The organism is Halodesulfurarchaeum formicicum, from assembly GCF_001886955.1.
Classification (GTDB): Archaea; Halobacteriota; Halobacteria; order Halobacteriales; family Halobacteriaceae; genus Halodesulfurarchaeum; species Halodesulfurarchaeum formicicum.
The window spans coordinates 732,778-753,344 of the sequence record NZ_CP016804.1 but is presented as its reverse complement, the minus strand read 5'-3'; the positions used below and the strand labels follow the sequence as shown (position 1 = coordinate 753,344).

The window sequence follows — 20,567 nt, the reverse complement described above, 5'->3', positions numbered from 1 at the left end:
AGGCCTTACGGATACGATTACCGGCTATGCTCGAGGACGATTTCGGTCGGGAAGTTACCGACGTTCGGGTCTCCCTGACCGATCGTTGCAATTTCGACTGTGTCTACTGTCACAACGAGGGGCTCGGGGACACGCGAGGACCGATGGACCCCCAGGGCGAGGAGATGAGTGCCGACGAGGTGATCCGGTTTCTGGAGGTCGTCCGGGAGTACGGTGTCGAGAAGGTCAAATTCACCGGCGGGGAACCGATGCTCCGGGAGGACTTAGAGGAGATCATCCGCCGGGTCCCGGACGGGATGGAGGCCTCGCTGACGACCAACGGGAGTTTTCTCCCGGATCGGGCGGCGGATCTCAAGGCCGCCGGACTCGAACGGGTCAACGTCTCCCAGGACGCTCTGGATGCCGAGGCGTTCAAGGAAATCACGAAGAGCGGGGCCTACGAGCGGGTTCTTGAGGGGGTCCGGGCGGCCGTCGAGGCCGGACTCACGCCGGTCAAACTCAACATGGTCGTCTTCGAACAGACCGCCCCACACGTCGAGGACATGGTCGACTTCGTCGCCGAGAACGACGGCCTGCGCCTCCAGCTCATCGAATTCATGCCCGAACTGGTCCAGAACCCCGAATGGGCCATCGACATCGACCGGGTTCACGACTGGCTCGAGGAGCGGGCCGACCGCGTGGAGACCCGGGAGATGCACCATCGCAACCGGTACTTCGTGAACGGCGGCATGGTCGAGATCGTCGATCCCGTGGAGAACCGGGAGTTCTGTGAAAATTGTCATCGCGTACGCGTGACTCCGGATGGCCGGCTCAAGGGCTGTCTCAACCGTACTGACGACCTCCGGTCGATGGGCGAGATGACCCGGGAGGAGATCGCGGCAACCTTCGAGGCGACGGTCAAAAATCGAGTGCCCTACTACGGCGCGTACATGGTCCAGAACGAGGACGGCGAGTGGGTTGAAAACGAGGCCTATGCGGTACCCGAATCGGAAGACGCCGGATCGGCGATCCCGGCACCCGCAACGGTCGGCAACGACGACTAGTTTCCTGCCCCGCGGGCCGACGTTCCGAGGGACTTAAGTGACAGAGGGGGATAGAACCCATCGCAGGTACTGTAGGGGTGTATGCCCCGAGTCCGGAAGGGCGACAATACCGAACGCGCGTCGTGGTAGCCTAGCCTGGTCAAGGCGCAGGGTTGCTAACTCTGTGGCGTAAGCCTCCGGGGTTCAAATCCCCGCCACGACGCTTTCGATATCCAACTATGAGCACGGAAGACACAGAGGAAGCGGACGAGGAGATTCGATACTTCGTCCGCATCGGACAGACCGACCTCGACGGGACGAAGTCCGTCGAGCGCGCCCTCACCGAGATGAGTGGCATCGGACGACGGGCGGCCCGAGTCATCGCCGACGTGGCCGACGTCGACCGGCAGGCCACGATTGGGGCCCTCGACGACGACGTGATCGAACAGATCGTCGAGGCAGTCGAGGACTTCGACACACACGTCCCCGACTGGCTCACCAACCGTCAGAAGGACTTCTACACCGGCGAAAGTGGCCACCTTACGGGTTCGGACGTGGCGCTCACCCGCGATGAGGACATCAATCGGATGCGGATGATCCGGTCCTATCGCGGCGTGCGTCACGAGCGAGGCCAGAAGGTACGCGGTCAGCGGACCAAGTCCACTGGCCGGACCGAGGGCACGATCGGCGTGAACGTCGAGGAGATTCGCGAAGAACAGGCAGAAGAGGAGGCAGGTGAATAATGGCACTTCCAGGAGAGAACACCAAATTCTACGAGACGCCGAATCACCCATACCAGGGTGAACGCATCGCCGAGGAGGGGGACCTCATCGGCCGGTACGGCCTCAAGAACAAGGAGGAACTCTGGCGAGCCCAGTCCGAGCTGCGCAAGTACCGCCGCGAGGCGCGACGCCTGCTCGGTCGGGTCGACGAGGAGTCCGGCGAGGAGTTCATCGAACGGCTCCAGCGCTACGGCATTCTCGACGCCGACGAAGGCCTCGACGACGTGCTGTCACTCGACGTGACGGACGTCCTCGAACGCCGACTGCAGACAGTCGCCTACCGCAAGGGCCTGGCGAACACGGTCGCCCAGGCACGACAGTTCGTCAACCACGGACACGTCACCATCGACGGGCAGCGGGTCACCACGCCCTCCTACACCGTCGAAGTGGCCGAGGAAGACGACGTTGCCTTCGACGAGAACAGCGCGCTCGCGGACGAACTACACCCCGAACGCGCATCCGCACAGGAGTGATCATACATGGCAAATGAGGATTCCACGTGGGGTATCGCACACATCCACGCCTCGTTCAACAACACGATCATGACCATCACCGACCAGACCGGGGCCGAGACCCTGGCCAAGTCGAGTGGTGGCGCGGTCGTCAAGCAGAACCGGGACGAGGCCTCCCCCTACGCGGCCATGCAGATGGCCGAGAAGATCGCCGAGACGGTGATGGAACAGGGAGTAGAAGGCGTCCACGTCCGCGTACGTGGACCGGGTGGCAATCAACAGCAGAACCCCGGCCCCGGGGCACAGGCCGCGATTCGAGCGCTCGCACGAGCGGGCCTCGAAATCGGCCGGATCGAGGACGTGACCCCGATCCCGCACGACGGCACCCGGGCACCGAAGAACTCTGGATTCTAACATGGCAGACACCTTCGAGGTCGAGTTCATCGAATCCGGCGACCGGGAAGCCAGGTTCCTCGTCAGGGGGATCACCCCGGACCTGGCAAACGGCATCCGCCGCGCGATGCTGGCCGACGTGCCGACCCTCTCGATCGATACGGTTCGGTTCGTCGAGAACTCCAGTGTGATGTTCGACGAACAGCTCGCACTTCGGCTGGGCCTGGTCCCGTTGACCACCCCCGAGGGCGAGTTCGAGGCGGGCGATGTCGTCACGCTGGCCCTCGACGTCGAGGGTCCCGGAACGGCGTACTCGGGCGATCTGGTCTCCAAGGATCCGATGGTCGAACCCGCCGAAGACGGGATTCCGATCATCGAACTCAAGGAGGACCAGCGACTCGAGATCGAAGCCGATGCCGTCCTGGGCAGCGGCCGTGATCACGCCAAACACCAGGGTGGCATCGCCGTGGGCTATCGCCACCTCCAGGAAGTCGAGGTTCTCGGCGAGGCCGACGAGTACGGCGCGGACGAGACACAGATCGTCCGCGGCGTCATCGAGGAAGACGGCGAGTTGATCACGACCGAGGAGTTCGACAACGACCTTCGGAACCGGTATCCAGAGCAGGAGGTCGCGGTTCGTGACGTGCCGAACGCCTTCGTGTTCCACGTCGAGACCGACGGCTCGATGCCGGTCACGGAACTCGTGTCCCGGGCTGTCGACTCGCTGTATGACCGAGCCGACGAACTCGAAACAGCCGTCTCACTGTAGAGCTATGAATACGCCGCCCCAATCCACCGCGACGGTCGCCCCGACCCCAGGAGCGACTGCGTCGTGGCGCCCGATCGAAACGGGTTTGAAGGGGCGGCCCCAACCAGGTATCGCGAGCGAAACCGCGTGCAGGGGTAGCCGAGTCAGGCCAAAGGCGCAGCGTTCAGGGCGCTGTCCCGTAGGGGTTCGCAGGTTCAAATCCTGCTCCCTGCACTCACCACACTTTTCCACACCGTAATGAGCAAGACAAGTCCCAGACTCAGCAGCCTCATCGCCGAATGCAAGTCCGTGGCCCGCGAGACGGGCGCGGACATCTGGCGGGACGTGGCCGGCCGGCTCGAGAAGCCGCGCCGCTCTCACGCCGAGGTCAATCTGAGTCGTATCGAACGGTACGCGACGGAGGACGAGACGATCGTCGTCCCGGGCAAGGTGCTCGGGTCCGGCGCGCTGCGGAAGTCGGTCACGGTTGCGGCCGTCGACTTCTCCAGCTCCGCCCGAACGAAAATCGAACACGCGGACGGCGAAGTACTCCACCTCGAACAGGCACTCGAAGAAAACCCAGAGGGCAGTAACGTGCGGGTGATCGCATGAGTCTCGCGGAATTCGACGCCGATCTGGTCGTCGACGCCCGCGATTGCGTGATGGGCCGCGTGGCGACACAGGTCGCCGAACGCGCCCTCGCTGGCGATCGCATCGCAGTCGTCAACGCTGAAGAAGCAGTCATCACGGGCCGGCGCGAAGACATCCTCGAGAAGTACCGGACCCGCGCCGAACTGGGCTCCGACCGGGGCCCGGCCTATCCGCGACGACCGGACCGGATCTTCAAGCGAACCATCCGTGGGATGGTCCCCTACAAGAAGGATCGGGGCCGAACGGCGCTGTCGAACGTCCGGGTCTACGTGGGCAACCCCCACGACAAGGACGCGTCGGTCCTCGATGACACTTCGATCGACCGACTTTCGACCACCCGCTTTATCACCCTCGGAACGGTGGCAGAACACCTCGGAGCGAACGTCACATGGTAACAAACACGAGCGGAAAGAAGAAGACGGCCATCGCGCGGGCGACCGTCAGCGATGGGGAGGGTCGTGTGCGAATCAACTCGACGCCCATCGAACTGGTAGAACCGGAGATGTCGCGGCTGAAGATGCTCGAACCGTTCCGCATCGCGGATGCGGAACTTCGCGAGCAGGTCGACATCGACGTGACCGTGGAGGGTGGCGGCTTCGCCGGCCAGGCAGATGCGGTCCGGACCGCCATCTCGCGTGGCCTCGTGGAGTTCTTCGGCGACGCCGAACTCCGGGACGCGTTCATGGAGTTCGACCGCACCCTGCTGGTCAACGACGTGCGCCAGCCCGAACCCAAGAAGTGGGGCGGCCCCGGTGCCCGGGCGCGCTACCAGAAGTCCTACCGGTGATTCACCCATGATGGTCCCAGTCCGCTGTTTCACGTGCGGCAACACGGTGGGCGAGTACTGGGAGGAGTACGAGGCCCGAGCCTCCACGTTGGACGGCGACGAGGACCCGGAGCAGGTGCTTGATGACCTGGGCGTCGAACGCCACTGCTGTCGGCGGATGCTCGTCTCCCACGAGGATCTGGTCGACGTCGTCTCCCCGTACCAGTAACATGTCCACGCAACAACGCTACAACCGCTACGAGAAGGCCCGGATCCTCGGCGCACGGGCGCTGCAGATCTCCTATGGCGCCCCGGTGCTGATCGACACCGATCAGACCGAACCGATCCTCATCGCCGCCGAGGAGTACGATCAGTCGGCCCTTCCGTTTACGGTCCGGCGGGAGCGCACATGACGCTGATCGAATCAGTTCGGCTCCGGCCGATCCTGGACTCCCGGGGCAACAAGACCGTCGAGGCGGATATCGAGACCGCCTCAGGCGGATTCGGTCGCGCGGCCGCCCCGAGCGGCGCGTCGACCGGCGAACACGAGGCCGTCGAGCGACCGGTCGAGGAGGCCATCGCCGCGGCCCGCGAGCACGCGATTCCGCGTCTCGAAGGGGCCGCCTACGTCGGCGACCAGCGGGAGATCGACCAGATCCTGCATGCGGCCGACGGCACCGAGGACTTCTCGGAGATCGGCGCCAACAGCGCCGTCGCCATCAGCATGGCCGCCGCGAAGGCCGCGGCGGACGTGCTTGGCGCGCCGCTGTACCAGCATCTCGGCGGCGCATTCCGTGGCCGGTCGTTCCCGACGCCGCTTGGGAACATTATCGGCGGCGGCGAACACGCCGCCGAGGCGACCGCGATCCAGGAGTTCCTGGCCGCCCCGATCGGCGCACCGAGTATTCGCGATGCGGTCTTCGCGAACGCGGCCGTGCACCAGACGGCCGGCGAGCTACTTCGAGATCGTGGGGAGGCCCCCGCGAAGGGAGACGAAGGGGCCTGGGCCCCGTCGATCACGGAGGACGTTGCTTTCGAGATCATGGCCGAGGCGACCGACAGCGTCGCGGATTCGTTCGGCTTCGAGATCGGGTTCGGCCTGGACGTGGCCGCCGCGGAGCTCTACGAGGACGGCGCGTACCAGTACGGCACGGACAGCAAGTCCACCGCCGAACAGATCGAGTACGTCGCGGAGATGGTCCGGGAGTACGATCTGGTCTACGTCGAGGATCCCCTCGACGAGAACGACTTCGATGGCTTTGCCGAGTTGACCGACCAGGTCGGCGATCGAACCCTGATCTGTGGCGATGACCTCTTCGTGACCAACACGGCGCGACTCGCCGAGGGCATCGAACGCGGCGCGGCCAACAGCATCCTGATCAAGCCAAACCAGATCGGGACCCTCAGCGACACCGTGGACGCGGTCGAACTGGCCCAGCGGTCGGGCTACGATCCAGTCATCTCCCACCGTTCGGGCGAGACCGAGGACACCACCATCGCACACCTCGCCGTCGCGACCGACGCCCCGTTCATCAAGACGGGAGCGGTCGGGGGCGAGCGAACTGCAAAACTCAACGAACTCATTCGAATCGGCGACGGTACATCATGAGCGAACGCGAGACACCTGACGAGACGACCCTCGAGGCCCCCGAGGAGCCCACCGACACAGCGGAGGCCGACGAGGAGGCACAGACCGAGGACGTCATGGCGGCGTCGGACCCCGACCTGCTGATCCCCGTCGAGGAGTACCTCGGCGCGGGGGTGCACATCGGCACCCAGCAGAAGACCAGTGACATGGAGCGGTTCATCCACCGGGTCCGGACCGACGGGCTATACGTCCTTGACGTGAGCAAGACCGACCAGCGGATCCGCACCGCCGCGGACTTCCTGGACAACTACAACCCCGAGCAGATCCTCGTGACCTCCTCGCGACAGTACGGCCGCTATCCGGCCGAGAAGTTCGCCGAGGCGGTCGGCGCACGGGCCCGCACCGGGCGCTTCATCCCGGGGACGCTGACGAATCCGCAGTACGACGGGTACATCGAGCCCGACGTCGTGGTCGTGACCGACCCCATCGGCGACGCACAGGCCGTCAAGGAGGCCATCACCGTCGGGATTCCGGTCATCGCGATGTGTGACTCGAACAACGCGACCAGCAACGTCGACCTGGTCATCCCGACGAACAACAAGGGTCGTCGGGCCCTCTCGGTCGTCTACTGGTTGCTCGGCAACGAAGTGCTCGACCGCCGCGGCGCGGAGCCGGCCTACGCCCTCGAGGACTTCGAAGAGAGCGAGATCTGACTGGGTACTCAAGCGTTTTTTAGCCCCCGGGACCGAGAAGCAGTATGGCCACATCCAGCGCCCCGGGCAAGGTATACCTCTTCGGGGAGCATGCAGTCGTCTACGGCGAGCCGGCGGTCCCCTGTGCGATCGAGCGACGAGCGACCGTCACGGTCGAAAAGCGTGCCGACGAGCGGCTTCGCGTTCGCGCCCAGGATCTGAGTCTCGAAGGGTTCACCGTCGAGTACGACGGCTCGACGGCGGGCACCCCGGAAGTGGACGTGACCGAGGACCTCGTGGAAGCCGCGATGGGCTACGTCGACGAGGCCATCGCCCAGGCACGTGACGCCGCGGACGCCCCGAATGCGGGCTTCGACGTGCACGTCGAGAGTTCGATCCCGCTGGGGGCCGGCCTGGGCTCCTCGGCGGCCGTCGTCGTCGCGACCATCGACGCCGCAACGCGAGCACTCGGGGTCGAACTCGACCGCGAGGAGATCGCCGACCGGGCCTACCAGGTCGAGCATACCGTCCAGGACGGCCAGGCCTCCAGGGCGGACACCTTTTGTTCCACGATGGGCGGCGCCGTGCTCGTGGAGGGCGACAACTGTGAGCGGATCGCAGCACCAGACCTCCCCTTCGTGGTCGGCTACGACGGCGGTGCAGGAGACACGGGTGCGCTCGTCTCGGGCGTGCGCTCGCTTCGCGAGACCTACCCATTCGCGGCCGACACCGTCGAGTCGATCGGCGACCTGGTCGAGCAGGGCATCGACGCCCTCGAAGCCGAGGACACGACGGAACTCGGTCGACTCATGAACTTCAATCACGGCCTGCTCGCCGCACTCGGCGTTTCATCCCGCTCTCTCGACGCGATGGTCTGGGCTGCCCGGGATGCCGGTGCAGCGGGCGCGAAGCTTACCGGGGCCGGCGGCGGCGGGTGTATCGTCGCTCTCGACGAGACAGACGCGACCGAGACGGCCCTAAAGTACTCCCCGGCCTGTGCCGAGGCGTTCCGGGCCGAACTCGACACCGAGGGAGTGTGCCGCGAACAATGAGCGAGCGCGCCGGACCAGTCGTCCTCAAACTCGGCGGGAGTGTCATCACACGAAAGGACCAGCCCGAGACGGTGGACGAGTCGAAACTCGACGCCGTGGCCGCGACGATCGGCGAGGCGGCCGTCGATTCGCTGGTCATCGTCCACGGGGGTGGCTCCTTCGGCCATCCAGCGGCCGCGCAGGCTGGGGTCTCACTGGCGAGTGGAACCCACGACACGACTGCGATCAGCGAAATTCACGCCGCGATGGGCCGACTCAACGAGGCAGTCCTCGACGCCCTCCACGAGGCGGGAGTTCCCGCCGTTCCGGTTCGCCCCTTCTCGGCAGGCTACCGGGATGAGTCGGGTGCAGTCGTGCAACCGACGGGCGCAATCGAGACGATGCTCGGAGAGGGATTCGTGCCGGTCCTCCATGGGGACGTGTTCACCACCGTCGACGCCGGGGCGACCATCGTCAGCGGCGACGAACTCGTGGTCAGCCTCGCGGCGTCGCTTGCCGCCCAGTCGGTCGGGCTGTGCACCACTGTTCCAGGAGTATTGGACGAGGACGAGGACGTGATTCCGGAGATAGAGCGGTTCGACGCCGTCGAAGGAGTGCTCTCGGGAAGCGACGCCACCGACGTGACTGGCGGAATGGCCGGCAAAGTCCGGGCCTTGCTCGACCTGGACACCCCCGCCCAGATCTTCGACCCCGACGGACTGGCCGCCTTCCTCGGCTCGGGGGCTCCAGGCACGCGAATCGACGGCTCCTCGCAGTGACCCGTCAGGATCAGGTGCTTTATAGGAGATGGGAGTATTAGTCCACGTAACTGGCACCGGTGGGTAGAACCCGCTGACCCGTCACGGCTGCAAGACGCCGGATGGGACGGTGGCGACTCGCCGGTGTGTTTCAGTACTGAGCGGGCCCATTCGGGCTTTCAGTGATCCACAATGGAAATCGAAATTGCGACAATCGGCGGTTACGAGGAAGTCGGACGGCAGATGACGGCAGTGCGGGCCGGCGACGACGTGGTGATCTTCGACATGGGGCTGAACCTGTCGAAGGTCCTCATCCACGACAACGTCGAGACCGAGCGAATGCACAGCCTGGACCTCATCGACATGGGGGCCATTCCGGACGACCGAGTCATGTCCGAACTCGAGGGCGACGTGAAGGCCATCGTGCCGACACACGGCCACCTCGATCACATCGGTGCGATCTCCAAACTCGCCCACCGCTATGACGCGCCGATCGTGGCCTCGCCGTTTACCATCGAACTGGTCAAAGGCCAGATCGAGGGCGAGGAGAAGTTCGGGGTCGACAACGAACTGGTGAAGATGTCGGGCGGGGAGTCCATGGAGATCGGGAACGGTCTCGAACTGGAGTTCGTTCACGTTACCCACTCGATCATCGACGCGATCAACCCCGTGCTGCACACGCCCGAGGGCGCGATCGTCTACGGCCTGGACAAACGCCTGGACCACAACCCGGTCCTCGAGGACCCGATCGACATGCAGCGGTTCCGCGAGATCGGCCGCGAGGGCGAGGGCGTCCTGGCGTACATCGAGGACACCACGAACGCACAGAAGAAGGGCCGCACCCCGAGTGAATCCGTCGCCCGCACCCATCTCAAGGACGCGTTGCAGTCCATGGAGGACTACGACGGCGGCATCGTCGCCACGACCTTCTCCAGTCACATCTCGCGGGTGAGCAGCCTCGTCGAGTTCGCCAAGGAGATCGGCCGCCAGCCGATCCTCCTGGGGCGCTCGATGGAGCATTACTCCGGCGCGGCCGAGCGGATGGGCTATGTCGACTTCCCCGACGACCTGGGGATGTTCGGCCACCGCAAGTCCGTCGATCGGGCGTTCAAGCGCATCATGAACGAGGGCAAGGATCGGTTCCTGCCGGTCGTCACCGGCCACCAGGGCGAGCCACGCGCGATGCTTACCCGGATGGCCCGCGGCGAGACCCCCTACGAACTCGAATCTGGCGACAAGGTGGTCTTCTCGGCCCGGGTCATCCCCGAACCGACGAACGTGGGCCAGCGCTACCAGGCCGAGAAGCTGCTGGGCATGCAGGGTGCCCGCATCTACGACGAGATCCACGTCTCGGGGCACCTCAACCAGGAGGGCCACTACCAGATGCTCCAGGCGCTCAACCCCAAACACGTCATTCCGGCCCACCAGGAGATGGAGGGCTATGCACCGTACGTAAACCTGGCCGAGAGCGAGGGCTACAAGGTCGGACGGGACCTGCACATCACCCGGAACGGCAACCGGATCCAGCTCGTCGAGTAAAATGGATCCCGAGGCCAGGGCCCAGACGGTCGAGGACGCGATCGAACACCGTCGGGAGATCGTCAACACCCACATCGACGACTACCTCCCGATGGGCGATCCGGAACGGCTCTACCAGGCCTCCCGGCACGTCCTCCTGGCCGGCGGCAAACGCCTGCGCCCGACGATCCTCCTGGTCGCCGGCGAGGCCCTGACCGAGACCGACCCGGGCACGACGGATTACCGGGAGTTCCCGACCCTCGTCGAGCACGAGAACCGGATCGACCTGCTCGCCGCGGCGATAAGCGTCGAGGTCATCCAGTCGTTCACGCTCATCCACGATGACATCATGGACGACGACCGGATGCGCCGTGGCGAACCGGCGGTCCACGTCGCCTTCGGTTCGGATACGGCCATTCTGGCGGGCGATACCCTGTACTCGAAGGCCTTCGAGATCATGCTCGATACGGGCGCCCCCGCCGAGCGCGCCCTCGAAGCGGTCGACACGCTGGCCTCGACCTGCACCCGTATCTGTGAGGGCCAATCCCTCGACATCGGATTCGAGGAGCGCGAGACGGTCACCAGCGAGGAGTACCTGGACATGATCGACCGAAAGACGGCCGTGCTCTACGCGGCCGCCGCCTCGATCCCGAGCGTGCTTCTCGGCGCGGACCCCCAAGTCACAGAAGCGCTGACCGAATACGGCCGCTCGATCGGTCGTGCCTTCCAGATCCAGGACGACGTGCTCGATCTGACGACCCCCAGTAGTGTACTCGGGAAACAGCGAGGCAGCGACCTTGTCGAAGGGAAGCGAACCCTGATCACCCAGCACGCCCGCGAACAGGGCGTGGACGTCGATGGGCTGATCGACGCCAACGACCCCGAAGCAGTCACGGATCGGGAGATCGACGCCGCCGTCGAGACACTCGAAGCCGCGGGGTCGATCGATTACGCCCGAAACATGGCCGCCGACCTGGTTGCAGAGGGGATCGACGAACTCGACGTGCTGCCCGAAACCGAGGCCCGGACGCGTCTCGCACAGATCGGCAACTACCTCGTGGAACGGTCCTACTAGGGCAAATCCCAATCACTTTGAGCGACCGTCGAGTTCCTCCGCGTAATGGACGACGAGCTTCGTGCCCGAATCGAACGGGAAATCGAGAAACACGCCCTCCACAACGCACTGAAACACGAGAGTGCGGCCCAGGTCGGCGCGATCATGGGCCCGCTCATGGGAGAGAACCCGGATTTCCGGGAGTATGGCGACGAAATCCCAGCCATCGCCGGCCCGATCCTCGATTCGGTCAACGACCTCGACCAGGCCGAGCAACGCGACCGCCTCGAAGCCCTCGATCCGGCGGCGATCGAGGAACTCGAGGCCGAGGACGAAACCGACGAACACGCGCTGCCCGACTTGCCCAACGCCGAGGACGGTACGGTCCGGATGCGAGTCGCGCCGAACCCCAACGGCCCCTGGCACCTGGGCCATGCCCGCATGCCCGCGGTGATCGGGTCGTACAAGGAGCGCTACGACGGGAGTTTCATCTGTCGCTTCGACGACACCGACCCGGAGACCAAGCGACCGGACCTCACGGCCTACGACCAGATCCTGGCCGACATCGAGTACCTGGGGTTCGAGCCGGACCGAGTCCTCCGGGCCAGCGATCGACTCGAAACCTACTACGACCACGCCCGAAGGCTCATCGACGCCGGCGGCGCGTATACCTGCTCCTGCGGCGGGGAGGAGTTCTCGGAGCTGAAAAACGCCGGGGAAGCCTGCCCACACCGGGGGAAGGATCCAGAGACAGTTCACGAGGAGTTCGAGGCGATGGTCGATGGCGAGTACGACTCCGGAGAGATGGTTCTCCGGGTGAAAACGGACATCACTCACAAGAACCCCGCGCTGCGTGACTGGGTCGCCTTCCGGATGATCGACACCCCACACCCCCGCGAGGCCGCGAACGAATACCGCTGCTGGCCGATGCTGGATTTCCAGTCCGGCATCGACGACCATCTCACCGAAGTCACCCACATCATCCGGGGGATCGACCTCCAGGATTCGGCCAAACGCCAGCAGTTCGTCTATGACTACTTCGACTGGGAGTACCCCGAAGTCGTCCACTGGGGACACGTCCAGATCGACGAGTACGACGTGTCGATGAGCACCTCGACGATCAAGGAACGGATCGACGCCGGAGACCTCGACGGCTGGGACGACCCGCGCGCCCCGACGATCCGGAGTGTCAAACGCCGCGGGATTCGCGGGGAGGCCATCGTCTCGGCCATGGTCGATCTGGGGACCTCGACGAGCAACGTCGACCTCTCGATGAGCACGGTCTATGCACGAAATCGGGAGTTGATCGACGACGAGACCGACCGGCGGTTTTTCGTCCGCGAGTCAGTTGATGCCTACCCCGACGGTGACCCGGAGCCGGTCTCGGCGGTCACGCTTCCGATCGAGGGCGGCCCGGACACGGCCAAACCGCCGCTGCATCCCGACCACGAGGATCGGGGCACCAGGGAGATCCCCGTGGGAGACGCAGTCCGGCTGGAAGAATCAGATCGCCCCGCCGAGGGCGAGCGAGTCTGGCTGAAGGGATTCGGCGCGGTCCGGAACGAGGGCGACCGGCTCGTCGCGACCCGTGACGGGCTGGAGGTCGTCACCGACGGGGACGTGCCCGTCGTGCACTGGGTGCCGGCGGCCGAGTCAGTACCCGTCCGAATGCACACGATGGAAGGGGTCGTCCGCGGGTGGGCCGAACCCGGTCTCCGGGAGTACGAGCCCGACGACCTGGTCCAGTTCGAACGGGTCGGCTTCGCCCGCATCGACGGCCGAGACGGCGAGGAGACGGTGACCTACTTCACCCACCCCTAGTTCTCGTAGCGCCGCCGTTCCGACTGAGCCACATCGCTTCCGTACTCACGCACGAGCGGCTGTAACGCCCGGCCGAGTGCCCGCATGGCCGCGGCCCGCGAGACGTACTCCAGGTCGGTCGCCACCTGCTCCCAGGGACGGCCCTGCAACAATCCCTCGACGAGCAGTCGCTCTCTCGTGTCCGAGAGGTCGACCCCGCCGTCGATCAGCGCGTGGGCGATTAGTTTCCGGAACGGCTCCGGGTCCACGCTGTAGAGTCCGGGGCCGAAGGCAGCGCCGGCGATGACCCGCCACTGGTGTGGCGTTATCGAGAGCGGGGGCGGCTGGGCCGTCGCGGCCAGGGTCGCTCGGATCACGTCCGGATCGACCTCGGAGAGTGCGTCACGGAGGACTCCCCGGATGCGGCCGGCAAACCAGGAGCCGTGGGCGGTTTCGATCTCGTGGCCGACCGGGGACGTGCCGCGGATCACCAGCACCGAATGCTCGCCGCTCCGCTCGTTTCGGCCCGTCGAGAGGTGGACCGCGCGAAACCCGTTCTCCCGCCAGAACCTGACGAGTTCCGGGGTCGCGCCGAATCCGGAACCGATCCAGTCGACGACTGGGGCGAACTCCACATCCAGTTCGTCCAGGAGATGGCTTCCGAGCCCCCGTCCCCGGACGGCGTGGTGGGTTGCGATTCGAACCACTCGAATCCCCACCGGGCCACCAGCGTCCTCGTCTCTGAGCTGGCTCATCAACACGTCCGGGAGCATGTTCCCACGAATCCGCTCGCCGTGTGAGACCTGTTCTCGGGTCGCTTTCGGAAGTCCACCTTCCCGGGCCACGAGCGCCACCGACACGACGTGTCCGTCCTGAAGCAACGCCCGAACGGCCAGGTTCGAGCCATCGAGCAGTCGCGCCAGGTCGTCCGGCTCGGTCCGATAGTGAGCGGAGACGAGCAAGCCAAAGACCTCCCGGAGGAGTTGCTCCTCGGCCAGCAGCGTTTCGGAGTCGAGCGAGCGGTAGGACACCGACTCGGGCGAGGCGGTTTCGATAACCGAACCGGGAACCGGGCCGGCCCCGAGCAGCAGCGCCCGGCTGGCCCAGGACTCGATCGGATCGCCGGCAGCGTATCGAATCGGTTCGACGAGTGAGACCTCCTGCAGGTCGTGGCGAGCCTGCTCGAGGCTGTCCCGGAACCGAACCGCAAATCCACGACCCGAACCCTCGTAGCCGTGGACGGTCGTCGTGAACACGAGCCGATCGACGGCCAGCGTCGATTCGAGGATCGAAACGGGGAGCGCGGCTGCCTCCTCGACGAAGAGGACGTCTGCGGACTCCAGGTGCTCCGACAGCGAGGTGGGGGAGACGAACCGAATGCACCCCCCTGTAGTCGTCTCGAAAGTTCGATCGCCGGCGTTCGATGACGGGGATTCCGGATCGAGAACCCCCAGGAGGTCCTCGACGCGGTCGAAAAAGGCCTCGGCCGCACGCTCGCTGGGTCCCGTGACGAGGATCCGTTCGCCCTCGGCAGCGAACCAGGCCGCCAGCAGACCGGCGACGCTCGATTTGCCCCGTCCGCGGTCGGCCTCCAGCACGGCCGCTCGCGGCCCGGATCGAAGCGCGGCGAGTTCGGCGATGGCATCGACCTGGTCCTGTGTCACACAGGCGTCGACGATCGCCTGGGGCACGGCCTCGGCCCCGGGTGGTCGCTGAATCGGGTCGGGTGGCAAGCGCGGCGCTGAATCTGTGAGCCCATCCTGCTGAACCGTGTCCGTATCGAGGTCGAGGATGGCGATACCGGGGTGCACACGGAGGGTCTGCACGAGTCGCGAGCGAAAGTGGCCGGTCACGTCCTGGAGCGAATCCGGTGGAACAGCCAGCGTCTCGTCGAAGTCGTCTCGCCGTCTCGCCCAGTCATCGAGTGGCGGGGTCAGCAGGAGAAGGAGGCCGCCACCGTCGACGGCACCGACCACGGTTCCAAGAACGTTGGGTCGGCAAGCCGTCCGGCAGTCGAGGACCACCGCATCCCGGGTCGTCCCGAGCAGCGAATCCGCCTGGTCGAAGGGTACATGCTCACAGGGAAGGGCCGATTCAGGCCCGACGTAGGAAGTTTCGGCCATCGGGACGGCTGCTGCATCCAGGGCCTGTCTGGCCGCCGCCAGTGGCTCCGAATCCGGCCCGCCCGCGAGCACGAGGAGGCGTCGCTCGTCAAAGCGTCCGGCCTCCGCTGCCAGCCCACCGGCCACGCCCCAGTCCATGGGAGAGTGCTGCACGCCCCGCGGCAAGGGCGTTTCCATCCAGGAGCTTCCCGGCTTTGGACACGCTTTTAAGCACGGGGTGCTCACCTTGCAGTACACCTCACAGGGGACGATGATGCTTCCAGCCTCAGGAACGATCGGCGGGGGAGCGAAAGCCCCTCTGTGGGAGCGGTGATACACTATGCCAGTATACGTAGACTACGACGTACCAGGTGACCTTCAGGACCGAGCCCTCGAGGCTCTCGAGGTCGCCCGCGACACCGGACGCATCAAGAAAGGGACAAACGAGACGACCAAGGCTGTCGAGCGCGGGAACGCCGGACTCGTCTTCGTGGCCGAGGACGTCTCCCCCGAGGAAATCGTCATGCACCTCCCCGAACTCGCCGAGGAGAAGGGCATCGCCTGTGTCTTCGTGGACACCCAGGACGACATCGGGCACGCCTGTGGTCTCGAAGTCGGGAGCGCGGCCGCCGCCATCGTCGACGCCGGCGAGGCTGACGCCGACGTCGAGGACATCGCAACCAAGGTCGAGGACCTGCAATAGCGATGAGCGCCGAGGAATCGACAGAAGGCTCGACACCCGCCGAGGTCATCGAGATCGTCGGGAAGACCGGCATGCACGGTGAGGCCATGCAGGTCAAGTGTCGAATCAAGGAAGGGTCCAACCAGGGCCGCATCATCACGCGGAACGCCCTCGGCCCCGTTCGGGTCGGGGACGTGTTGCAGCTCCGCGAGACGGCCCGCGAAGCCGACTCGATTGGGGGTCAATAATGCCACAGACACGCACCTGTGATTACTGCGGCGACGAGATCGACCAGGGGACGGGCACGATGTACGTCAAGGTCAGCGGCGAGACGATGTACTTCTGCTCCTCGAAGTGTGAGAAGAACGCCGGTCTGGGTCGTGAACCCCGCGACCTCGAGTGGGCCGGCCAGGGCGACGGCGAATGACCGAGCGCACGTTCGTGATGGTCAAGCCCGACGGCGTCCAGCGGGGCCTCATCGGCGAGATCATCGCCCGATTCGAGGACCGCGGGCTCAAGCTCGTCGGCGCGAAGCTGATGCGGATCGATCAAGCACTCGCCGAAGAGCACTACGCCGAACACACGGACAAGCCGTTCTTCGAGGACCTGACCGACTTCATCACGTCGGGCCCAGTCCTCGCGATGGTCTGGGAAGGCCAGGACGCGATCGCCCAGGTTCGGACAATGATGGGCGCGACCGACCCCGCTGAATCCGCCCCGGGCACCATCCGGGGGGACTTCGGGCTCGACATGGGTCGGAACGTCATCCACGGCTCCGACACCGAACCCGGCTCCGCCGAGCGCGAGATCGAGCTGTTCTTCGACGAGGAGGAGCTCGAGGACTACGAGCGCATCGACGAAGCCTGGCTGTACGAGTAATCGGCATCGCTTTTTCGGCGTTCAGTTCGAGATCGAGTAGCGCCTGGTGACTCCACTTCGGAGCAACGCTTAGAAGGCGGCAGCACTTACCGGCAATTGGGACACCACATTCGATGCCAATAAACCATCAGTCACGCCGGTCGATCGAACTGGGAGTCGCCGTCCAGCCACAGGAGAACTGTCCAGTGAGGACACTGAGCGAGGAGGTCACCGACGTCCGCCACCACGCCCACGAGGATGGACTCCAGTGTGAGATCGTGTTCGCCGATTCCCAGACCGAGAACAGGGAGACCTTTCACGGCTATCACGACGGCCAAGAGCCCTGCCCGGCCCTGACGTTTATGGAACATGACTGTGTGCCGAACATCGAAGGGGTCGAAGACGAGTCGCTTTTGGTCGTCACCCATCCGCCGAATCGGGAGTCGATTTCGGACCTGCTCGCGGGCCTGAATCAAGTCTCCGAAACCCTCGCCGTGAAGTGGATCTCCGAGACGCCCACGGAGGAAGCCGCCACTCGACGCTCCGTTGACCTGGATGTCTTGACCGACAAGCAGCAAACGGCGATCGAAGACGCCGTGAAGGCCGGCTACTACGAACAGCCTCGAGAGATTTCTATTTCGGAACTCGCAGCGAAACGGGGCATCAGCCAGTCCGCGATGTCCCAACGACTGCACGCCGCCGAGCAGAAACTACTCGAAGGCCTGCTCTTTCCCGAACAGTCTATCAACGGATAACGGGAGCTTATCGTTTTGAGGCGGGGAAAAGGACAGCTTATCGCTTTAAAAAGTACCGTTGTGTATAAGAATTGCAGCTAACCGCTGAAAGCCCCCATTCACTAGTGTATGGGAAAGAACAACACACGAGATGAGGCCGAGCCGTCAGTACCGGACGACGGGACCTCGCGGCGGAACTTCCTGAAAGGGGCCGCCGTCGGGGCCGGGGTCGTCGGCACGGGGGCCACCGCGGGGGTCCTCGCGCTGAACAACGAGGACACCGGCGAGTCCGCGAAGGCCATCCCCGCTTCGGAGGGGTATCTGCTCGTGGACCCGGCCAAGTGTACCGGCTGTACGAGTTGTATGATCGCCTGTTCGACCGCTCACGAGGGGAAAGCCAGCCACTCACTGGCGCGAATCCAGATCACGCAGAACCCCTTCGAGGGGTTCCCGAACGACATCAACCAGGAGCAGTGCCGCCAGTGCACGTATGCAGCCTGTGTCGAGGCCTGTCCGACGGGCGCGCTCGAAGCGGACCCGGAGAACGGCAACGTCCGGATGGTGGACGAGGACAAGTGTGTGGGCTGTCAGCGCTGTCTGGAGGCCTGTCCGTACACGCCCCATCGGAACACCTGGAACCACGAGCGGGAGTACGCGATGAAGTGTGATCTCTGTGCGGACACCCCACACTGGGACCAGGAGGGTGGCCCGGACGGGTCACAGGCCTGTGTCGAGGTCTGTCCGGTCGGCGCGATTCAGTTCACCGACGAGATCCCGACCCAGTACGACGACGAGGGCTACAAGGTGAACCTCCGGGACGAACAGTGGGAACAACTCGGACTCTACGCGGGTGATATCTGATGAAAGGACACATGGGGACGATCCTTCGACTGGACCTGACGAATCGCGAAATTTCGACAATCGACACGAGCGAGTACGAGGAGTGGGTCGGCGGCCACGGCATGGGGTCGGCCATCTTCTTCGACCTGGTGGATGACAAGTCCGTGGGCGCGTTCTCCGAGGAGAACGTCATCACGATGATGAGTACGCCCCTGGCGGGGACACTGGCTCCAGCCGCCTCCTCACGAACCGAAGTTCAGGGGATCAGTCCCCAGCCGTACCCGACAGAGTGGTTCACGCGAAGCAACTTCGGCGGGCGGTTCTCCGCGATGATGAAGTACGCCGGCTATGACGGGGTTGTCATCGAAGGAAAAGCCGAGGAGCCGGTGTGGGTCAACGTCGTGGACGACGAGGTTAGCTTCGAGGATGCCTCGAATCTCTGGGGACTTGGCACGTGGGAAACCCAGGAAGAGATCTGGAGTCAGATCGGAACCTCGGGCTGGATGGCGACCGAGAGTCCACGAGACACGGGCGAAACGACCCAGAAGCCCGCTATCGCGACCATCGGTCCCGCTGGCGAGGCGGAGATTCGATTCGGGAGCATTCAGCACGACGCCGGCAACTCGGCCGGAAACGCCGGCTTCGGGAGCGTTCTTGGGTTCAAGAACCTCAAAGCCATCAGCTTCCTCGGCACCGGGAGCATCGAGATGGCCAATCCCAGCGACACGATCGAGGCACGCCTCTGGGCCGAAGAGAACTACGCCTACGGCGAAGACGAGGACATCCCGCTTGGCGGATTCTGGGGCTTTGGCTCCACTCCGGGCTCCGGTGACCTGGACGGATTCCCGACGGGCAAAGCCAGGGCCCAGGGCTGTGTTGGCTGTCACAAGAACTGTCGGAAACGGTACGCCGATTCCGTCGGTAACGAGAGCCAGTGTGTCGAGGCGGTGTTCTACAACTCCTTCGACCAGGCCGCCCACGGCGGAATTACAAAGGAGTCCGCGAAGGCCGCGGACATCACGAATCAGATGGGGATCAACGCGTATTCGCTCAGTAACGGGATCCCCTATCTCGAAACCCTGCACGAGCGGGGAATCCTCGGGCCCGACGGGGAGATCGAGGCGGACCTGCCCTGGAATATGCTCGGCGAGTCGGAGTTCGTCGAGGCGCTGGTCGAGAAGATCATCAACCGGGACGGGATCGGTGAAGACCTGGCCGAAGGGTTCCCACGAGCGGCCGAAAAATGGGGCCGGTTCGAAGAAGACATCGCCGATGGGACACTCGGGTTCCAGTACTGGGGTTACCCCCATCACTACGACGCCCGAACCGAAGTCGAGTGGGGTTACGGGAGTATTCTCGGTGCCCGAGACATCAACGAACACGACTTCAACTGGCCGATGTACTGGCAGCCGACCTTGATGTATCTCGGGGGTGCGGACCCACTGATCGACGCCGAGACATTGGCGGAATACACCATGGAGGCGACGCCGCCCCACAACGTCAAGCCGGATTACAGCGACGAGAACATCTATTCGGAGGACATGGCCGAACTCGTCTCCTGGCATCGGTCCTACACCCGGTTCTGGAAGCAGAGTGTCCAGTACTGTGACTGGGCGTACACGGACTTCGTCAACCCGAACACGGAGGACATGTCCGGACTCACCCCGGAGGGCGAACCGCGGATCTTCAACGCGGTCACCGGTGCAGACTTCTCCTTCGAGGACGGGATCGAACTCGGGAACCGGATCTGGAACCTCGACCGGGCGATCTGGACCCTCCAGGGTCGCCACCGTGACCAGGAGGAGTTCGCCGAGTACACCTACGGAGTGACCTCGAAGAGCGGAATCCCCTCCAGTGGCGTCGTCGGGCCACACTACATGCCGGTCCGGAAGGACGGCGAGTGGACCTACGAGGACGTTTCGGATCGAACCATTGACAAGGAGAAGTTCAACGAGTGGAAGACGATCTACTACGAGCTAGAGAACTGGGACCCGGAGACCGGCTGGCCAACGCGTGATGCACTCGAAGCCCACGACCTCGGGTATGTCGCGGACGAACTGGAAGCACACGGAAAACTCCCACAGGAGGCCTGAAAG

At 64.7% G+C, this 20,567-nt stretch carries 25 protein-coding genes and 2 tRNA genes; 26 read left to right on the top strand and 1 reads right to left on the bottom strand.

The features are described 5' to 3' along the window. Window positions 1-26 precede the first annotated feature (26 nt). From moaA to HSR6_RS03885, 19 genes are all read left to right on the top strand, one after another. A complete protein-coding gene (gene moaA, locus HSR6_RS03975) occupies window positions 27-1,043 on the top strand; it encodes a GTP 3',8-cyclase MoaA (RefSeq protein ID WP_083426093.1) in 1,017 nt (338 codons plus the stop codon). Window positions 1,044-1,162: 119 nt separating this feature from the next. Continuing rightward, window positions 1,163-1,245: transfer RNA gene (locus HSR6_RS03970), tRNA-Ser, on the top strand. Between the two features lie 16 nt (window positions 1,246-1,261). Continuing rightward, window positions 1,262-1,765: a 30S ribosomal protein S13 gene (locus tag HSR6_RS03965; protein WP_070364701.1), complete on the top strand. Its 504-nt coding sequence runs from the start codon at window positions 1,262-1,264 to the stop codon at window positions 1,763-1,765. Further along, complete coding sequence (locus HSR6_RS03960) at window positions 1,765-2,277, top strand: 30S ribosomal protein S4 (protein ID WP_070364700.1); 513 nt, start codon at window positions 1,765-1,767, stop codon at window positions 2,275-2,277. Before HSR6_RS03965 ends, HSR6_RS03960 begins: the two co-directional genes overlap by 1 nt. A 6-nt stretch (window positions 2,278-2,283) precedes the next feature. Further along, entirely contained in the window at window positions 2,284-2,670 is a 387-nt protein-coding gene (locus HSR6_RS03955) for a 30S ribosomal protein S11 (protein ID WP_070364699.1), read from the top strand. Between the two features lies 1 nt (window position 2,671). Continuing rightward, a complete protein-coding gene (locus tag HSR6_RS03950) occupies window positions 2,672-3,418 on the top strand; it encodes a DNA-directed RNA polymerase subunit D (RefSeq protein ID WP_070364698.1) in 747 nt (248 codons plus the stop codon). Window positions 3,419-3,546: 128 nt separating this feature from the next. Further along, window positions 3,547-3,631 (top strand) — tRNA-Leu (locus HSR6_RS03945). Between the two features lie 24 nt (window positions 3,632-3,655). Continuing rightward, entirely contained in the window at window positions 3,656-4,009 is a 354-nt protein-coding gene (locus HSR6_RS03940; RefSeq protein WP_070364697.1) for a 50S ribosomal protein L18e, read from the top strand. Next, complete coding sequence (locus HSR6_RS03935; protein ID WP_071932859.1) at window positions 4,006-4,443, top strand: 50S ribosomal protein L13; 438 nt, start codon at window positions 4,006-4,008, stop codon at window positions 4,441-4,443. The genes HSR6_RS03940 and HSR6_RS03935 overlap by 4 nt, the downstream gene beginning before the upstream one ends. After that, a complete protein-coding gene (locus HSR6_RS03930; RefSeq protein ID WP_070364695.1) occupies window positions 4,437-4,835 on the top strand; it encodes a 30S ribosomal protein S9 in 399 nt (132 codons plus the stop codon). The genes HSR6_RS03935 and HSR6_RS03930 overlap by 7 nt, the downstream gene beginning before the upstream one ends. Window positions 4,836-4,842: 7 nt before the next feature. Beyond that, on the top strand, window positions 4,843-5,043 hold the full coding sequence (locus HSR6_RS03925) for a DNA-directed RNA polymerase subunit N (protein ID WP_070364694.1): 201 nt from the start codon (window positions 4,843-4,845) through the stop codon (window positions 5,041-5,043). A gap of 1 nt (window position 5,044) precedes the next feature. Beyond that, window positions 5,045-5,227: a DNA-directed RNA polymerase subunit K gene (locus tag HSR6_RS03920; RefSeq protein ID WP_070364693.1), complete on the top strand. Its 183-nt coding sequence runs from the start codon at window positions 5,045-5,047 to the stop codon at window positions 5,225-5,227. After that, complete coding sequence (gene eno / locus HSR6_RS03915) at window positions 5,224-6,423, top strand: phosphopyruvate hydratase (protein ID WP_070364692.1); 1,200 nt, start codon at window positions 5,224-5,226, stop codon at window positions 6,421-6,423. The genes HSR6_RS03920 and eno overlap by 4 nt, the downstream gene beginning before the upstream one ends. After that, a complete protein-coding gene (gene rpsB, locus HSR6_RS03910) occupies window positions 6,420-7,115 on the top strand; it encodes a 30S ribosomal protein S2 (protein ID WP_070364691.1) in 696 nt (231 codons plus the stop codon). The genes eno and rpsB overlap by 4 nt, the downstream gene beginning before the upstream one ends. 44 nt (window positions 7,116-7,159) lie before the next feature. Beyond that, entirely contained in the window at window positions 7,160-8,146 is a 987-nt protein-coding gene (mvk, locus tag HSR6_RS03905) for a mevalonate kinase (protein ID WP_071932858.1), read from the top strand. After that, on the top strand, window positions 8,143-8,904 hold the full coding sequence (locus tag HSR6_RS03900; RefSeq protein ID WP_070364689.1) for an isopentenyl phosphate kinase: 762 nt from the start codon (window positions 8,143-8,145) through the stop codon (window positions 8,902-8,904). Before mvk ends, HSR6_RS03900 begins: the two co-directional genes overlap by 4 nt. Before the next feature lie 171 nt (window positions 8,905-9,075). After that, on the top strand, window positions 9,076-10,422 hold the full coding sequence (locus HSR6_RS03895) for an RNase J family beta-CASP ribonuclease (RefSeq protein ID WP_070364688.1): 1,347 nt from the start codon (window positions 9,076-9,078) through the stop codon (window positions 10,420-10,422). A 1-nt stretch (window position 10,423) separates the two neighbouring features. After that, window positions 10,424-11,476, top strand: a complete 1,053-nt coding sequence (locus HSR6_RS03890; protein WP_070364687.1) for a polyprenyl synthetase family protein — start codon at window positions 10,424-10,426, stop codon at window positions 11,474-11,476. Between the two features lie 45 nt (window positions 11,477-11,521). Beyond that, window positions 11,522-13,276, top strand: coding sequence for a glutamate--tRNA ligase (locus HSR6_RS03885; protein WP_070364686.1), 1,755 nt, complete (start codon window positions 11,522-11,524; stop codon window positions 13,274-13,276). On the opposite strand, the gene tmcA is transcribed toward HSR6_RS03885, so the two are convergent. Further along, window positions 13,273-15,516 (bottom strand): tRNA(Met) cytidine acetyltransferase TmcA, encoded by a 2,244-nt coding sequence (tmcA, locus tag HSR6_RS03880; RefSeq protein WP_071932857.1) that lies wholly within the window; start codon window positions 15,514-15,516, stop codon window positions 13,273-13,275. The genes HSR6_RS03885 and tmcA overlap by 4 nt on opposite strands. A gap of 181 nt (window positions 15,517-15,697) precedes the next feature. Between tmcA and rpl7ae the strand changes: the two genes are divergently transcribed. The 7 genes from rpl7ae (at window position 15,698) to HSR6_RS03845 (ending at window position 20,564) form a co-directional block, all read left to right on the top strand. Continuing rightward, window positions 15,698-16,060 (top strand): 50S ribosomal protein L7Ae, encoded by a 363-nt coding sequence (gene rpl7ae / locus HSR6_RS03875; protein WP_070364684.1) that lies wholly within the window; start codon window positions 15,698-15,700, stop codon window positions 16,058-16,060. Between the two features lie 2 nt (window positions 16,061-16,062). After that, window positions 16,063-16,287 carry a 30S ribosomal protein S28e gene (locus HSR6_RS03870; protein WP_070364683.1) on the top strand — a complete coding sequence of 75 codons (225 nt, stop codon included), beginning with the start codon at window positions 16,063-16,065 and terminating at the stop codon, window positions 16,285-16,287. After that, window positions 16,287-16,466: a 50S ribosomal protein L24e gene (locus HSR6_RS03865; protein WP_070364682.1), complete on the top strand. Its 180-nt coding sequence runs from the start codon at window positions 16,287-16,289 to the stop codon at window positions 16,464-16,466. Before HSR6_RS03870 ends, HSR6_RS03865 begins: the two co-directional genes overlap by 1 nt. Beyond that, on the top strand, window positions 16,463-16,918 hold the full coding sequence (gene ndk, locus HSR6_RS03860; RefSeq protein ID WP_070364681.1) for a nucleoside-diphosphate kinase: 456 nt from the start codon (window positions 16,463-16,465) through the stop codon (window positions 16,916-16,918). The genes HSR6_RS03865 and ndk overlap by 4 nt, the downstream gene beginning before the upstream one ends. A 113-nt stretch (window positions 16,919-17,031) precedes the next feature. Continuing rightward, window positions 17,032-17,652, top strand: coding sequence for a helix-turn-helix domain-containing protein (locus tag HSR6_RS03855; RefSeq protein ID WP_071932856.1), 621 nt, complete (start codon window positions 17,032-17,034; stop codon window positions 17,650-17,652). Between the two features lie 108 nt (window positions 17,653-17,760). Next, a complete protein-coding gene (locus HSR6_RS03850) occupies window positions 17,761-18,492 on the top strand; it encodes a 4Fe-4S dicluster domain-containing protein (protein ID WP_071932855.1) in 732 nt (243 codons plus the stop codon). Continuing rightward, on the top strand, window positions 18,492-20,564 hold the full coding sequence (locus tag HSR6_RS03845; RefSeq protein WP_071932854.1) for an aldehyde ferredoxin oxidoreductase N-terminal domain-containing protein: 2,073 nt from the start codon (window positions 18,492-18,494) through the stop codon (window positions 20,562-20,564). The genes HSR6_RS03850 and HSR6_RS03845 overlap by 1 nt, the downstream gene beginning before the upstream one ends. Window positions 20,565-20,567: the final 3 nt, after the last annotated feature.

Bases quoted from the DNA above. Each gene is read 5' to 3' on its own strand.
- moaA (WP_083426093.1), top strand. From the start codon at position 27: ATGCTCGAGGACGATTTCGGTCGGGAAGTTACCGACGTTCGGGTCTCC.
- HSR6_RS03965 (WP_070364701.1), top strand. From the start codon at position 1,262: ATGAGCACGGAAGACACAGAGGAAGCGGACGAGGAGATTCGATACTTC.
- HSR6_RS03960 (WP_070364700.1), top strand. From the start codon at position 1,765: ATGGCACTTCCAGGAGAGAACACCAAATTCTACGAGACGCCGAATCAC.
- HSR6_RS03955 (WP_070364699.1), top strand. From the start codon at position 2,284: ATGGCAAATGAGGATTCCACGTGGGGTATCGCACACATCCACGCCTCG.
- HSR6_RS03950 (WP_070364698.1), top strand. From the start codon at position 2,672: ATGGCAGACACCTTCGAGGTCGAGTTCATCGAATCCGGCGACCGGGAA.
- HSR6_RS03940 (WP_070364697.1), top strand. From the start codon at position 3,656: ATGAGCAAGACAAGTCCCAGACTCAGCAGCCTCATCGCCGAATGCAAG.
- HSR6_RS03935 (WP_071932859.1), top strand. From the start codon at position 4,006: ATGAGTCTCGCGGAATTCGACGCCGATCTGGTCGTCGACGCCCGCGAT.
- HSR6_RS03930 (WP_070364695.1), top strand. From the start codon at position 4,437: ATGGTAACAAACACGAGCGGAAAGAAGAAGACGGCCATCGCGCGGGCG.
- HSR6_RS03925 (WP_070364694.1), top strand. From the start codon at position 4,843: ATGATGGTCCCAGTCCGCTGTTTCACGTGCGGCAACACGGTGGGCGAG.
- HSR6_RS03920 (WP_070364693.1), top strand. From the start codon at position 5,045: ATGTCCACGCAACAACGCTACAACCGCTACGAGAAGGCCCGGATCCTC.
- eno (WP_070364692.1), top strand. From the start codon at position 5,224: ATGACGCTGATCGAATCAGTTCGGCTCCGGCCGATCCTGGACTCCCGG.
- rpsB (WP_070364691.1), top strand. From the start codon at position 6,420: ATGAGCGAACGCGAGACACCTGACGAGACGACCCTCGAGGCCCCCGAG.
- mvk (WP_071932858.1), top strand. From the start codon at position 7,160: ATGGCCACATCCAGCGCCCCGGGCAAGGTATACCTCTTCGGGGAGCAT.
- HSR6_RS03900 (WP_070364689.1), top strand. From the start codon at position 8,143: ATGAGCGAGCGCGCCGGACCAGTCGTCCTCAAACTCGGCGGGAGTGTC.
- HSR6_RS03895 (WP_070364688.1), top strand. From the start codon at position 9,076: ATGGAAATCGAAATTGCGACAATCGGCGGTTACGAGGAAGTCGGACGG.
- HSR6_RS03890 (WP_070364687.1), top strand. From the start codon at position 10,424: ATGGATCCCGAGGCCAGGGCCCAGACGGTCGAGGACGCGATCGAACAC.
- HSR6_RS03885 (WP_070364686.1), top strand. From the start codon at position 11,522: ATGGACGACGAGCTTCGTGCCCGAATCGAACGGGAAATCGAGAAACAC.
- tmcA (WP_071932857.1), bottom strand. From the start codon at position 15,516: ATGGACTGGGGCGTGGCCGGTGGGCTGGCAGCGGAGGCCGGACGCTTT.
- rpl7ae (WP_070364684.1), top strand. From the start codon at position 15,698: ATGCCAGTATACGTAGACTACGACGTACCAGGTGACCTTCAGGACCGA.
- HSR6_RS03870 (WP_070364683.1), top strand. From the start codon at position 16,063: ATGAGCGCCGAGGAATCGACAGAAGGCTCGACACCCGCCGAGGTCATC.
- HSR6_RS03865 (WP_070364682.1), top strand. From the start codon at position 16,287: ATGCCACAGACACGCACCTGTGATTACTGCGGCGACGAGATCGACCAG.
- ndk (WP_070364681.1), top strand. From the start codon at position 16,463: ATGACCGAGCGCACGTTCGTGATGGTCAAGCCCGACGGCGTCCAGCGG.
- HSR6_RS03855 (WP_071932856.1), top strand. From the start codon at position 17,032: ATGCCAATAAACCATCAGTCACGCCGGTCGATCGAACTGGGAGTCGCC.
- HSR6_RS03850 (WP_071932855.1), top strand. From the start codon at position 17,761: ATGGGAAAGAACAACACACGAGATGAGGCCGAGCCGTCAGTACCGGAC.
- HSR6_RS03845 (WP_071932854.1), top strand. From the start codon at position 18,492: ATGAAAGGACACATGGGGACGATCCTTCGACTGGACCTGACGAATCGC.